Below are 13,817 nucleotides of genomic sequence, written 5' to 3'. Positions count from 1 at the left end.
GGCAATGCCGCGTCCAGAAAACCCGATCCAGCTTGCCGTCATTGGTGCCGCCCATGGCACGCGTGGCGAAGTGAGAGTAAAGACCTTTACCGGCGACCCGCTGGCAATTGCCGAATACGGCCTGCTCTATGACGAACAGGGCAAGAGTTACGAGGTTCTGGAAGCTCGTCCTGCAAAGACGGTTGTGGTCGTGCGCTTCAAGGGCATCAATGATCGTAATGCTGCCGAAGCGCTGAACGGGACCGAACTTTTCATTGATCGTTCGCAGCTGCCGGACGACGAACTGGACGAAGATGAGTTCTTCCAGACCGACCTGATCGGCTTGCTGGCGGTGGATGCCGAAGGCAAGACCTATGGCGTGGTGAGCGCCCTGTTCGATTTCGGTGGCGGCGACCTCATCGAGCTCAGCGAAAAGGGCAAGCGCCCGATGCTTATTCCTTTCACGGAGGCAGCCGTACCGGAAATCGATCTGGACAAGGGCACGCTGCTGGTCGAGCCCTATGCCGCCGGACTGATCGCCGACGATGAGGATGAACGCCCGCAGAACGAAAAGAAAAAGCCGAAGAAGTCATGACCGACGTTTCAAGGGTCGATGATGAGCCCGGCTTCTTTCATGCATCGGTGCTGACGCTTTATCCGGAAATGTTTCCCGGCCCCCTTGGCACTTCGCTTGCAGGTAAGGCACTCAGCGAGGCCAAATGGCAGCTCGATGCGGTGCAGATTCGCGATTTTGCGGAAGGCAAGCATCGTATGGTCGATGACACGCCATCCGGTGGTGGCGCTGGCATGGTGATGAAGCCGGATGTGATCGCCCGCGCGCTGGATTCGGTTGCCGACGGCCGCCGTCCGACGCTGCTGATGAGCCCGCGCGGAAAGCCGCTAACGCAGAAGCGCGTGCGCGAACTGGCCGACGGACCGGGCGCGATCATTCTTTGTGGTCGTTTCGAGGGTGTGGACGAGCGCGTCATCGAGGCGCGCAATCTCGAGGAAGTATCGATCGGCGATTACATCCTGTCGGGTGGAGAAACCGCGGCAATCGTTTTGCTTGATGCAATCGTGCGGCTTTTGCCGGGCGTGATGGGCAATCGCGAATCCGGAGAGACCGAAAGTTTTGAGACCGGCTTGCTCGAACATCCGCATTATACCCGTCCGCAGGTTTGGGAAGATAGGCCCATTCCCGAAATCCTGACCTCTGGCAATCATGGCGCAATCGATAAATGGCGGCATGAGCAGGCCGAACGGATCACGAAGGAACGGCGTCCCGATCTTTGGGAAGCCTATAGCGAGGGCAAACGCAAATGAACCTGATCCAGCGGCTCGAAAGTCTTTCCCTCGCGCTGCTGGCGCTGGGAGCCTATTGGGTCAGCGGTGCAAGCTGGTGGCTTTTCGCCCTGCTCATTCTGGCGCCCGATCTGTCTTTCTTCGGCTATATGAAGGGGCCGCGCACCGGCGCGGTGGTCTATAATATCGCCCATAGCTGGATCGGCGTTGTGCTTCTCGCAGTTCTGGGCTGGGCGATGAACTGGCAGATCTGCATCGCTATGGCACTGATCTGGGCCGTGCATATCGGCGTCGACCGCGCGCTTGGCTTCGGTCTCAAATATGGAACCGGTTTCAAGGACACGCATCTGGGCCGTATCTGAGGCGATTTTCTTGTCCTGATATTGATTCATTGGCGGCAATGGTGTATTGCCGCGCGAGTTCGGGCTAGTACCGACATTGTAATATCTCGTTCGGGCAAAGCCCGAAACGTCCTAAACCAATAAATGGTGTACCGCTCCTGCCTGAAATTGAGGGCATAGCCGCAGGGCCAAGGATTGCTTGGCGGCAAGTGCAGAGCGCTCTGACTGTTTGAGAAGAATTCAAGAAGGAGAGAGACGATGACCGATATCATTCGTCAGCTTGAAGCCGAACAGGCAGCAAAGATCGAAGAAAAGCGCAAGCTTCCAGATTTCCAGCCGGGCGATACGGTTCGCGTTCAGGTTCGCGTTACCGAAGGTACGCGTACCCGCGTGCAGGCCTATGAAGGCGTCTGCATTGCCCGTTCCGGCGCTGGCCTCAACGAAAACTTCACCGTTCGCAAGATTTCGTACGGCGAAGGCGTAGAGCGCGTATTCCCGGTTTACTCGCCGATCGTCGAAGGCGTTGAACTCGTTCGCCGCGGCAAGGTTCGTCGCGCGAAGCTTTACTACCTGCGTGGCCTTACCGGTAAGGCTGCCCGTATTGCTGAAAAGAAAGACAACCGTACCAAGGCCGAGCGCGAAGCCGACAAGGCTGCCGCTGCCAAGGCCGAAGCCGCCAAGGCTGCTGCTGAATAAGCTTCACAGCAATCTGTTTGAAAAAGGCGGCCTCGGGTCGCCTTTTTTATTTGCCAAATGCGACGGGCTGCGTAACATATTGCATAATTCCGCCCATATCTCGCAAGATTGTTACTGCGACACCCTGTTGCGGTTTCAGTTTCTTGACGAACCGTGATGGCGGGTGCATATGACAGCCAAAGTTAAGAACTATTCAAAGGACCTCTCGCAATGAGCGCGCCGCGTACACTTTACGACAAGATCTGGGACGACCATGTAGTGGATCAGCAGGAAGACGGAACCTGCCTCCTTTATATTGATCGCCATCTTGTGCACGAAGTGACGAGTCCGCAGGCTTTTGAAGGCCTGCGCATGGCTGGCCGCAAGGTGCGTCATCCTGAAAAGACGCTGGCCGTGGTCGATCACAATGTTCCGACCTCACCGGACCGCATCAACGGTATCAAGAACGAGGAAAGCCGCATTCAGGTCGAAGCTCTGGCCAAGAATGCTGCGGATTTCAACGTTGAATATTATTCCGAGCGTGATCGCCGTCAGGGTGTCGTGCACATCGTCGGACCGGAACAGGGCTTCACCCTGCCGGGCATGACCATCGTCTGCGGCGATAGCCACACCTCCACGCATGGCGCTTTCGGTTCGCTGGCGCATGGTATTGGCACCTCCGAGGTGGAACACGTTCTGGCTACCCAGACGCTGATCCAGAAGAAAGCCAAGAACATGCTGGTGCGTGTCGAGGGCGAACTGGCTCCCGGCGTCACCGCCAAGGACATCACGCTTGCCATCATCGGCGAAATCGGCACGGCGGGCGGCACCGGTTATGTGATCGAATATGCAGGCAGCGCCATTCGCTCGCTGTCAATGGAAGGTCGCATGACCGTCTGCAACATGTCGATTGAAGGCGGCGCACGCGCTGGTCTGATCGCACCGGACGAAACGACCTTTGCCTATGTGCAGGACAAGCCGCGCGCGCCGAAGGGCGAAGCGCTGGAACAGGCGATTTCGTACTGGAAGACGCTGCATTCGGATGAGGGTGCACATTTCGACAAGATCGTCGAACTGGATGCCGCTAAGATTTCGCCGGTCGTTTCCTGGGGTTCCTCACCGGAAGACGTGGTCTTCGTCACCGACATCGTTCCGAACCCGGACGAGATCAAGGACGAAACCAAGCGTGCATCCAAGTGGCGTGCTCTGGACTATATGGGCCTGAAGCCGGGCACCAAGATGACCGACATCAAGATCGATCGCGTCTTCATCGGTTCCTGCACCAATGGTCGTATCGAAGATCTGCGCGATGCGGCACGCATGGCCGCTGGCAAGAAGGTTGCGGCTGGCGTCAATGCCATGATCGTGCCGGGCTCGGGTCTCGTGAAGGAACAGGCGGAAGCTGAAGGTCTGGACAAGATCTTCATCGAAGCCGGTTTTGACTGGCGCGAGCCGGGTTGCTCCATGTGCCTGGCCATGAACGACGACCGCCTGAAGCCGGGCGAACGTTGCGCTTCGACCTCGAACCGTAACTTCGAAGGACGTCAGGGCTTTAAGGGCCGCACGCATCTCGTGTCACCAGCCATGGCTGCCGCTGCGGCAATTGCCGGACATTTCGTCGACATTCGCGAGTGGAACTGAGGTTTCACACCTGACGAAGCGTTTTTGAAGCGCTTCTGGAAAGATCAAACCGCCGGTTCATCCCGGCGGTTTTTCTTTGGCTGTATATTAGCAGCTTTTTCACGCTTTGATTGTAAGGAGGAATGGGGTGGCTGGCGTCTGGGAGCCTTTGACAGCCAGCACGGGGAAGAGCATCGATGAATGGAGCCGACTTTATCCTCCTGATCAACATGACCGTTTCCGGTCTGTTTGCTTTCGCATTTCTCGGCATTGCCGTTTATGCGCGGGATAATGCGGCCGCGCCTGTCTTCGCCTTCGGCTTTATTTTCGCAATGCTCTATTTCCTGACAGAGCTTGCCATGCCTTCCATTCCCAATCCCCGCCTCGGCTATATGCTCGCCTTTTCGACCTATTACCTGACATTGTCCTGTCTGGTCGTCGGTCTGGCGCGGATGTATGCCCGACCGGTGCCGTGGATTGCGCTCGGTCTGCTGACCATTGCATCTCTCGCCGCGGTCTACAGCATATATGACATTGCCCGCAGCCAGATGATCGGCATGCTGCTTTATCAGGCGCCCTATTTCCTCGTACTCCTTCTGGCAGTGTGGCTGATCCTGCGGGTGGAACGCAACGGTATCGATACCTTGATGGCGATGCTGTTTGGTATCAGTGCCGTCCACTTCCTGTTCAAGCCGGTCATCGCCGTGCTGTCGGGAGGCGCGGGTGCTGAACCGGCTGATTATATCGATACGACCTATGCAATGTTCTCGCAGTCAATCGGTGCTGCTCTTTCCGTCGCAGGCGGGCTGCTTCTGCTCTTGAGCCTGATGCGGGAGCTGATCGCCAATATGCTGATCCGCTCGGAAACGGACCAGCTATCGACGTTGCTCAATCGGCGCGGTTTTGAGTTTCGCGCCGAGGCTGCAATTGAAAAGTCGAAACGCATGCGGCAGGCTCTGTCGCTTGTTCTGTGCGACATCGACCACTTCAAGGCAATCAACGATACACATGGTCATGCGCTGGGAGATCGCGTCATCGCCGCTTTCTCCGCCGAATTGCGCAAGGCAGCCAATGCCAAGGGTGGGATTGCCGCGCGTATTGGCGGCGAGGAATTCGCGATCATTCTGCCGGGCAATACGATCCAGTCCGCATGGAGATTTGCGGACAAGACCCGGCTTGTCTGTCGCGATATCCATATTCCGGGCAGGAACGGCGGGATTGAATTCACCGTGAGCTTCGGTATCGCGGAAATGGAATTCGACGATGTGTTTTCCGATCTCTACAAGCGGGCCGACGGGGCGCTTTATGAAGCGAAGAAGGGCGGGCGCAACTGCGTCCGCAGCGCTCTGCCGATATTGGTGGACGAAAACGTGGTGGAATTCCGCTCAAAGGCCGGGCGTTGAACGAATCCTATTGATAGCCGCAGCCTGCATGGTCGAGGACCGGCGTTTCCCCGCGGTCGATCCCATACATGAAAGAGCGTCCGTGCAGCACGACTGCGCTCTCGCAATTGCTGTTGGGCTTGGCGACGATATAGGCAACCGTGCGATCCCGCGACGCGGTAATCACCTTCATGCGTTGCGGCGAAGGCAAAACTGGCTTCTGCGCCGCGCCGACCCGGATGATCTTGGCGCCATTATCCGGCATCTGGACGACAAGATTTCCCGACGCATCGACGGAGCGCATCGCTTCTTCGGCAAGCGCGGGACCGGTCAGCGCAAGGGCGCCGACGACAACCAGACCAAGTATCAGCCGTTTGCAGTTTGCCATCGTTGATCGAGCCTCATCGTGCATGATCCCAAAGAGAATGAGGACTATCTTAACTCTTTCTTTACCTTTGTCATCCGTGCTGGCTAAAATCGAACCGGTCTTCTCGTGCGCTACTGCTTCGCAGGTCGCAGGCGGAAGAGCTGGAAACGCCAAGGAACGTCCAATGACCAAAGATCATGCCGTCGATATTGCGCTCCTCCATCTGCGTGATGCCCATGAATTCGCGCCGCTGCTGGCAAGCTATGCGCAGGCGCTGAAGCGCGGCGCGCCACGCCGCCCCGATGATTTTTATGCCGAACACCTGCTTCAGGATCGCGCCGCTGAAACTCTGGGGGCCAGGGTCGACGGAAATCTGGTCGGCTTCGTGATCTTCTACGATTTGCCCGAACCCGTGACGGGTCTGCGTGCAGGGCAGGTGGACCATATTTATGTGCATCACGATCATCGCGGAAAGGGCATAGCCAAGGCGCTGATCGACGTGCTTGCCGACAAGGCGGAAGAGCGCAGCTGGTCCAAGCTGGTGCTTAATGCGCCGCGCGTGCCGGAAGACGGGCGCAAGCTCTATGAACAGATTGCTACGGCTGCGGACTGGTCGAGCTATGTGATTCGATTCGGCAGTTGATCGATTTCCCAAAAGTTGATGAAATTACACATGTTTTTGCCGATTGCGGTCTTCAATCGTTTGAATGCCGCAATCACGCGAATGTGTCGCCCAGGTGCGACCAATTGTTAGTCTTTTCGTGAAAAAGCTTCTTTGACGTGATGGTAAAAGCGCAGTAGAAAGCGCCACATAGGGCCGTACGCCACGGTCCAGCCATATTTTATTGGGTCGTACCGGCGCGGGATCGTAAAGTCCGGTTCCCTGTGCTTTGGACGACGTCGAACTGGGGTTCGGGAGAACCCGCAACCTGGCTGCTTCGCTGATCTTCGTCAGCGGGGTGTGGCCGGAGAGAAACGTCAGGGAAGCCTACAGAGCCATGACACAACCGACTGTAACGCGCCAGCGTCCTTTGTCGCCGCACCTGTCCATCTACAAGCCGGTCATTACGATGACGATGTCCATCGTCCATCGCATCACGGGCGGCGCACTTTACTTCGGCACCCTGTTGCTGGCAGCCTGGCTGATTTCGGCTGCGGTCAGCGAAGAGTGCTTCAATTTCGTCAACGCATTGTTCTCGTCCTGGATCGGTCGCCTGATCCTGTTCGGCTATACCTGGGCGCTTCTGCACCATCTGGCCGGTGGCGTTCGTCACCTGATCTGGGATACGGGCGCTGGTCTTGAAAAGCACACAGCTTCGAAGATCGCCTGGGCGACCGTCGTTTTCTCCGTCATCGCCACGATCCTCGTCTGGGTCGTTGCCTATTCGGTGCGCTAGGGAGAGCTGGTTTCATGAACGGTATGAACAATGATATGCGCACCCCGCTCGGCAAGGTTCGGGGTCTGGGATCAGCCAAGGAAGGCACCGGTCATTTCTGGTATCAGCGCTTGAGCGCCGCCGCTCTTGTGCCGCTGGTCATGTTTTTCATCGGTCTGGTCATTTCGCTCAATGGCGCAAGCTATGCGGAAGTCCGGGCTGCCCTGTCGCATCCCTTCACGGCAATCGTGATGGCGCTGTTCGTTCTGACTGGCGTTTATCACATGCGCCTGGGTATGCAGGTCATTATCGAAGATTATGTGCATGGCGAAGGCATGAAGGTCGTGCTGGTGATGTTGAACACCTTCTTTACAGCGGTGGTCGGCTTTGCCTGCATTTTTGCGATTCTCAAGCTGAGCTTCGGAGGTTGATAGCCCGATGGCTAGTGCAGTAAACAACGCGGCCGATGCTGCCGTGGCAAGCAAATATACCTATGTCGATCACAAGTTCGACGTGGTGGTGGTCGGAGCTGGCGGCGCGGGCTTACGCGCAACGCTCGGCATGGCCGAGCAAGGCCTGAAGACGGCTTGCATCACCAAGGTTTTCCCGACCCGTTCGCATACGGTCGCAGCGCAGGGTGGCATCGCCGCTTCGCTCAAGAATATGGGCCCGGACAGCTGGCAGTGGCACATGTACGATACCGTCAAGGGATCGGACTGGCTCGGCGACACCGATGCGATGGAATATCTGGCGCGTGAAGCGCCTGCCGCCGTCTACGAACTGGAACACTACGGTGTGCCTTTCTCGCGTACGGAAGAAGGCAAGATCTATCAGCGCCCGTTCGGCGGTCACATGCAGAATTTCGGCGACGGCCCTCCGGTCCAGCGCACCTGTGCTGCTGCCGACCGTACCGGCCACGCGATCCTGCATACGCTCTACGGCCAGTCGCTCAAGAACAACGCGCAGTTCTTCATCGAATATTTCGCGCTCGATCTCATCATGACCGACGGTGTCTGCACCGGCGTCGTGGCGTGGAACCTTGATGACGGCACGATCCATCGCTTCTCGGCCAAGATGGTGGTTCTGGCGACGGGCGGTTATGGCCGTGCCTATTTCTCGGCAACCTCTGCTCATACCTGCACCGGCGATGGTGGCGGCATGGTTGCACGTGCCGGCCTGCCACTGCAGGACATGGAATTCGTACAGTTCCATCCAACTGGCATCTATGGCGCTGGCTGCCTGATTACTGAAGGCGCGCGCGGTGAAGGCGGTTATCTGGTCAATTCCGAAGGCGAGCGCTTCATGGAGCGTTATGCGCCATCGGCCAAGGATCTTGCCTCGCGTGATGTTGTCTCGCGCTGCATGACCATGGAAATCCGTGCTGGCCGTGGCGTCGGCAAGGCCAAGGATCACATCTTCCTGCATCTTGACCATCTCGATCCGGCTGTTCTGCATGAACGCCTGCCGGGTATTTCGGAATCGGCCAAGATTTTCGCAGGCGTCGATGTGACCAAGGAACCGATCCCGGTTCTCCCGACGGTTCACTACAATATGGGTGGCATTCCGACCAATTACTGGGGCGAAGTGTTGAACCCGACCGAGGCTGATCCAGACCGCGTACAGCCGGGCCTGATGGCTGTCGGCGAAGCGGGCTGCGCTTCGGTGCACGGCGCAAACCGTCTCGGCTCCAACTCGCTGATCGATCTGGTCGTGTTTGGCCGTGCGGCTGCAATCCGCGCCGGGCAGGTCATCGATCGCAAGTCGAAGATTCCGGACCTCGACGTTACCGCCTGCGACAAGATCATGGAGCGCTTCGATCGTCTGCGTTTTGCCAACGGCTCCCAGCCGACCGCAGAACTGCGCGAGAAGATGCAGCGTACCATGCAGGAAGATGCCGCCGTATTCCGTACGTCGGAATCGCTCAAGCAAGGCGTCGAGCGCATGGAAAAGCTCTGGCATGAACTGCCGGACATCAAGGTTACCGACCGTTCGATGATCTGGAACTCCGATCTCGTCGAAACGCTTGAGCTGGAAAACCTGATGGCGAATGCGCTGACGACGGTTGTTTCCGCCGAAGCGCGCCAGGAAAGCCGCGGTGCCCATGCGCATGAGGATTTCCCGGATCGCAACGATGCCGTGTGGCGCAAGCACACCCTGTCCTGGCTGTCGCCGGATGGCAAGGTCAAGCTTGACTACCGTCCTGTCCACCTCGATCCGTTGACGACGGAAGAGGAAGGCGGCATCAGCCTCGCCAAGATTGCGCCGAAGAAGCGCGTTTACTAATCAAGGGAAAGAGCAATGGTTGAACTCGCACTTCCCAAGAATTCGCGCCCGCAAGAGGGCAAGACCTGGCCGCGCCCCGACGGTGCGAAGCGGGTTACCGAATTCCGTATCTATCGCTGGTCGCCGGACGACGACGCCAATCCGAGCATCGACACCTATTATGTCGATCGCGACGATTGCGGTCCGATGGTTCTGGACGGTCTGCTCTATATCAAGAACAAGATCGACCCGACCCTGACGCTGCGCCGTTCGTGCCGTGAAGGCATTTGCGGTTCCTGCGCCATGAATATCGACGGCGCAAACACGCTTGCCTGCACCAAGGGCATGGACGACATCAAGGGTGCCATCAAGGTTTACCCGCTGCCGCATATGCCGGTGGTGAAGGATCTTGTGCCGGACCTCACCAATTTCTACGCCCAGCATCGTTCCATCGAGCCATGGCTCAAGACGGTTTCGCCGGAGCCGCAGAAGGAATGGCTGCAGAGCCATGAGGACCGTCAGAAGCTCGACGGTCTCTACGAGTGCATTCTGTGCGCCTGCTGCTCGACCTCGTGCCCGAGCTACTGGTGGAACGGCGACCGATATCTCGGTCCTGCCGTGCTGCTGCAAGCTTATCGCTGGCTGATCGATAGCCGCGACGAAGCCAAGGGCGAACGCCTCGACAATCTCGAAGACCCGTTCCGGCTCTATCGCTGCCACACGATCATGAATTGTGCGCAGACCTGCCCGAAGGGCTTGAACCCTGCCAAGGCGATTGCCGAAATCAAGAAGATGATGGTCGAGCGCCGCGTGTAATCGCGGCAATCGCTTTTATCCGCAGTCCCTGTCGGCCTGTGGCCTCCACGTCTCTTGTGCCGATATCAAGAAGATGATGGTCGAACGCCGCGTCTAGTAGCGTGACTGATCTGGAATTTGAGAAGGGGGAAGGTGCAAACCTTCCCCTTTTTCTTGATCAGAGCTCTGGTTGCCATCGCAGAAGGCTTGATCTTTGTAGCTGCGCCGATATCTCATTGGAGAATAGATCCATCGGAGACAGGGCAATCATGCTCGATCATATTGGTTTCAACATTTCCAGCATGTCCAAGTCGCGAGCATTCTATGATGCGGCACTCGCCCCCCTTGGCATAAGCCGCGCCATGGAGTTCGGCGACTGGGTAGGGTATGGCCGCAATGGCAAGCCGGAATTCTGGATCGGCAAGCAGAAGGGCGCGAAGCTCGATGGCGTGCTTCATGTGGCTTTTTCGGCTGGAACCCGCTCCGAGGTTGACCGCTTTTATGAAGCGGCAATTGCTGCCGGGGGGGCCGACAACGGCAAACCCGGCTTGCGTGCCGATTACCATCCTGATTACTACGCTGCTTTCGTGACGGACCCGGATGGGCATAATATCGAGGCTGTTTGCCACCTGCCCGAATAGAAAAGCGGGCTTGCGCCCGCTCATCATTTCCGCGTCTTGGAATTTTTCAGACCAGCTTTGCGTCCAGCGTAACTTCAATGGCGCCCAGTGCTTTCGAGAGAGGGCAGGACTGCTTGGCCTTGTTGGCGAGCGCTTCGAAATCCTCGACCGAAATGCCGGGAATAGAGGCATTGAGCGTGAGCGCGCTGCGGCTGATCTCAAAGCCACCGCCAGCTGCGGGGCCGACAGTGACTGCCGCAGTTGCTTCCAGCTTTTCCGGTGGTGTTCCGTGTTCCGTCAGGAGTGCGGAAAGCTGCATGGCAAAGCAGCCTGCGTGAGCAGCACCCAGAAGTTCTTCCGGATTGGTGCCGGAGCGACCGCTTTCGTCCTGAAAACGAGCTTTGAAATCGTAAGGCAGGTCTTTCAGTGCACCGCTTTGCGTGTTGAGGGTGCCTTTGCCTTCCTTCAGCGTGCCTTGCCAGACGGCGGTTGCTTTTCTGTCCATGGGAAGCTCTCCTCTCGGTTGGGATTTCCGCTACCGATATAGGGCGCTTGACCACGGCTTCCAGCAATCAACCAGAACTTGGCGAGAATTCAGATAGCCTGTCCCTTCAGCAAGCGCGGCGTATCGCCTGAAAGACCGGCGGCCTGCTTGATGAAGAAGGATTTCAACGCCGGTACCCGGTCTACGAGCCCCAGACCAATATCGCGGATAGAGCGGATGGCCGGGTTGTCGTTGGAGAAAAGCTTGGTCAGGATGTCCGTCGTCACACCCATCTGCACGGTATCGAAGCGACGCCAGGACTGATAACGCTCCAGAGCGGCAAATGAACCGATGTCGAGGCCGAGGCGATCCGTTTCGACCACGACTTCGGCAATTGCGGCGGCATCCCGGAAGCCAAGATTGAGGCCCTGACCGGCAATGGGATGGATACGGTGCGCCGCATCGCCCACCAGCACCAAACGTGGCTTCACGAATTCACGTGCCAGCGTCAGGCCGAGCGGGAAGGCGCGGCGCGGGCCTTCGACATGCAGGACGCCGAGACGATGCCCGAAGCGCTGTTCCAGTTCAGCCTCGAATACGAAGTCGTCTTCGCGAATGAGGCGTTCGGCATCCGATGTGCGCTCGGTCCAGACCAGTGAGCTGCGATTACCCTTCAACGGAAGGATCGCAAATGGACCGGCTGGAAGAAAATGCTCATCAGCCCGGCCGCCATGCGGCAGTTCATGGGCGACATTGCACACGATGCCGGACTGGCCGTAATCCCAGTTGACGGTCTTGATGCCAGCAAGATCACGCAGGCGGGAGCGCGCACCATCTGCGGCGATCAGCAGGCGCGTTTCAAGCGTATCCCCATTGGAGAGGGTGACGGTTACTCCTTCAGGGAGAGTGTTGAAATTCTCAACACTGGTGGCTTCAAGGAAGACAATTCCGAGCGCTTCGGCCTTATTATGGAGGGCGGTGTTAAGGACACGGTTTTCCACCATATGGGCAAAAGGTTCGCCGGGTTCGACTTCACCTTCGAAAGTGAGAAAAACCGGGCGCACCGGATCGGAAGTGCGCGAATCGGTGATGACCATTTCCGTGATGGGCTGGGCTTCGGGAAGGATTTCCTGCCAGCAGCCGAGCTGGTCAAGCATACGTGATGCAGCCGCGGCAATCGAGGAAGCGCGCGGGTCGTTCTTCCAGGCACCAGCCGGTGCACCGTCGATCACGGTGACAGAAAGATGCGGTGCCGCCGATTTGATCGCAACTGCCGTGACGAGCCCGACATAGCCGCCGCCTGCAATCACCACATCGTTACTGCGTGCTGCTTCCTGCTTCTTCCGGGCGGCCATAGTCATTTCCTTTCGAGAATCTATCTCACGATAGCATTTCCAGCAAAAGTGCGAAGCGGTTTTGCGCCAGGCAAATGCTTAGAAACAAAGAGATAGTGCGGTTCCACGATTCTGGTTTGACTGGAACCGCTCTAGCGGTGTTTTGGCATATATCGTTGTCCAAGAAACCCGATATTTTGCCGCGGTGCATGTCGGAACGCGAACTGCCGAAGCGAGGTATCCGGGCCTCTGCCGATACAGCTTCTCCCGCACGGTTCTTGACAGGTTCCAATGCTCCGGCTCAAACAAGAACCCAAAGCATATATATGGTTGCAGGAGACAGGCTGTCCATGACCGATCAAGAAAAGTCCGCTGAGGCTCAAACTGACGCAATGCGTGAGCTTCTTTCCATCCTCGATCTGGAAACTCTTGAGGTGGATCTGTTCCGCGGCAACAGTCCACAGGTCGGCTGGCAGCGGGTTTTCGGCGGGCAGGTGATCGGGCAGGCGCTGATCGCAGCGCAGCGCACGGTTGAGCCCGAGCGACATGTCCACTCCCTGCATGCCTATTTCGTGCGGCCCGGCGATCCAGCGATCCCGATTGTCTATGAGGTGGACCGCATCCGCGACGGATCGAGCTTCAGCACACGGCGCGTTCTGGCAAAGCAGCATGGCAAGGCCATTTTTTCCCTTTCGGCTTCGTTTCAGGTGGATGAGGGTGGGCTCGATCACCAGCTTCCCATGCCGGAAGGACTACCGATGCCTGAGCAGCTTGTCGGCGATCGCGACATCAAGGAGCAATATCTCCATATGGCGCCGCCCAATGTGCGCAAATACTGGGAGCGGGAGCGACCTATCGAAATCAAGCCTGTCTCGCTGACCCATTATTTCTCGCGCGAGAAGCTTGAGCCTGTCCAGCATGTCTGGGTCAGAGCGCGCGGTATCGTGCCGGATGACCGGGCATTGCAGGCCGCCATTCTCGCCTATCTCTCCGATATGACGCTGCTCGATACGTCCCTGCATCCGCATGGCCGCACCATTTTCGACCGTGATCTGCAGGTTGCAAGCCTCGATCATGCCATGTGGTTTCATCGTCCATGCAGGCTGGATGACTGGTTGCTCTATACGCAGGACACCCCCAGCGCCTCCGGCGCGCGCGGTTTCAACCGGGGTGCGCTTTATACACGCGATGGCGTGCTGATCGCATCGGTCGCGCAGGAAGGGTTGATCCGCGTCCATGACAAAAAGAATTGATTATTTTTTAATCGCACATCAATCAGT

General features: G+C 57.7%; 16 protein-coding genes. 13 read left to right on the top strand and 3 right to left on the bottom strand.

Annotated features, from left to right (window positions below; all coding sequences use genetic code 11):
- The first annotated feature begins 4 nt into the window (after positions 1-4).
- From rimM to FG152_RS03375, 6 genes are all read left to right on the top strand, one after another.
- The gene (gene rimM / locus FG152_RS03400; RefSeq protein ID WP_010657582.1) at positions 5-574 is read left to right on the top strand and encodes a ribosome maturation factor RimM; all 570 of its coding nucleotides are present in this window, start codon (positions 5-7) and stop codon (positions 572-574) included.
- Entirely contained in the window at positions 571-1,302 is a 732-nt protein-coding gene (gene trmD / locus FG152_RS03395; RefSeq protein WP_029929674.1) for a tRNA (guanosine(37)-N1)-methyltransferase TrmD, read from the top strand. The genes rimM and trmD overlap by 4 nt, the downstream gene beginning before the upstream one ends.
- Positions 1,299-1,643 carry a DUF4260 domain-containing protein gene (locus FG152_RS03390; protein ID WP_012091140.1) on the top strand — a complete coding sequence of 115 codons (345 nt, stop codon included), beginning with the start codon at positions 1,299-1,301 and terminating at the stop codon, positions 1,641-1,643. Before trmD ends, FG152_RS03390 begins: the two co-directional genes overlap by 4 nt.
- 237 nt (positions 1,644-1,880) lie before the next feature.
- Complete coding sequence (gene rplS / locus FG152_RS03385) at positions 1,881-2,318, top strand: 50S ribosomal protein L19 (protein ID WP_006467977.1); 438 nt, start codon at positions 1,881-1,883, stop codon at positions 2,316-2,318.
- A 210-nt stretch (positions 2,319-2,528) separates the two neighbouring features.
- Positions 2,529-3,938 carry a 3-isopropylmalate dehydratase large subunit gene (gene leuC, locus FG152_RS03380; RefSeq protein WP_010657579.1) on the top strand — a complete coding sequence of 470 codons (1,410 nt, stop codon included), beginning with the start codon at positions 2,529-2,531 and terminating at the stop codon, positions 3,936-3,938.
- Positions 3,939-4,114: 176 nt separating this feature from the next.
- Entirely contained in the window at positions 4,115-5,320 is a 1,206-nt protein-coding gene (locus tag FG152_RS03375; protein ID WP_010657578.1) for a GGDEF domain-containing protein, read from the top strand.
- 7 nt (positions 5,321-5,327) lie between these two features.
- On the opposite strand, the gene FG152_RS03370 is transcribed toward FG152_RS03375, so the two are convergent.
- Positions 5,328-5,687, bottom strand: coding sequence for a hypothetical protein (locus FG152_RS03370; RefSeq protein ID WP_010657577.1), 360 nt, complete (start codon positions 5,685-5,687; stop codon positions 5,328-5,330).
- 163 nt (positions 5,688-5,850) lie between these two features.
- On the opposite strand from FG152_RS03370, the gene FG152_RS03365 reads away from it, so the two are divergent.
- The 6 genes from FG152_RS03365 to FG152_RS03340 all read left to right on the top strand — a co-directional run bounded on the left by FG152_RS03365 (position 5,851) and on the right by FG152_RS03340 (position 10,740).
- Complete coding sequence (locus tag FG152_RS03365; RefSeq protein WP_010657576.1) at positions 5,851-6,309, top strand: GNAT family N-acetyltransferase; 459 nt, start codon at positions 5,851-5,853, stop codon at positions 6,307-6,309.
- A gap of 355 nt (positions 6,310-6,664) precedes the next feature.
- Complete coding sequence (sdhC, locus tag FG152_RS03360) at positions 6,665-7,063, top strand: succinate dehydrogenase, cytochrome b556 subunit (RefSeq protein ID WP_010657575.1); 399 nt, start codon at positions 6,665-6,667, stop codon at positions 7,061-7,063.
- 14 nt (positions 7,064-7,077) lie between these two features.
- Positions 7,078-7,473 (top strand): succinate dehydrogenase, hydrophobic membrane anchor protein, encoded by a 396-nt coding sequence (gene sdhD / locus FG152_RS03355; RefSeq protein WP_010657574.1) that lies wholly within the window; start codon positions 7,078-7,080, stop codon positions 7,471-7,473.
- A 7-nt stretch (positions 7,474-7,480) separates the two neighbouring features.
- Positions 7,481-9,325: a succinate dehydrogenase flavoprotein subunit gene (gene sdhA, locus FG152_RS03350; protein ID WP_012091143.1), complete on the top strand. Its 1,845-nt coding sequence runs from the start codon at positions 7,481-7,483 to the stop codon at positions 9,323-9,325.
- 15 nt (positions 9,326-9,340) lie between these two features.
- Entirely contained in the window at positions 9,341-10,120 is a 780-nt protein-coding gene (locus FG152_RS03345) for a succinate dehydrogenase iron-sulfur subunit (RefSeq protein ID WP_010657572.1), read from the top strand.
- A 248-nt stretch (positions 10,121-10,368) separates the two neighbouring features.
- Complete coding sequence (locus FG152_RS03340) at positions 10,369-10,740, top strand: VOC family protein (protein ID WP_010657571.1); 372 nt, start codon at positions 10,369-10,371, stop codon at positions 10,738-10,740.
- 46 nt (positions 10,741-10,786) lie between these two features.
- Here the strand turns inward: FG152_RS03340 and FG152_RS03335 are convergent, their stop codons facing one another.
- Complete coding sequence (locus FG152_RS03335) at positions 10,787-11,224, bottom strand: OsmC family protein (protein ID WP_010657570.1); 438 nt, start codon at positions 11,222-11,224, stop codon at positions 10,787-10,789.
- An 89-nt stretch (positions 11,225-11,313) separates the two neighbouring features.
- Positions 11,314-12,558: a ubiquinone biosynthesis hydroxylase gene (locus FG152_RS03330; protein WP_010657569.1), complete on the bottom strand. Its 1,245-nt coding sequence runs from the start codon at positions 12,556-12,558 to the stop codon at positions 11,314-11,316.
- 329 nt (positions 12,559-12,887) lie between these two features.
- On the opposite strand from FG152_RS03330, the gene tesB reads away from it, so the two are divergent.
- Positions 12,888-13,790 (top strand): acyl-CoA thioesterase II, encoded by a 903-nt coding sequence (gene tesB, locus FG152_RS03325; protein ID WP_010657568.1) that lies wholly within the window; start codon positions 12,888-12,890, stop codon positions 13,788-13,790.
- Positions 13,791-13,817 lie beyond the last annotated feature (27 nt).

Source organism: Ochrobactrum sp. XJ1 (assembly GCF_024701725.1).
Taxonomy (GTDB): Bacteria; Pseudomonadota; Alphaproteobacteria; order Rhizobiales; family Rhizobiaceae; genus Brucella; species Brucella anthropi.
The sequence above is the reverse complement of the archived record's forward strand: the minus strand, read 5'-3'. Positions and strand labels throughout refer to the sequence as shown.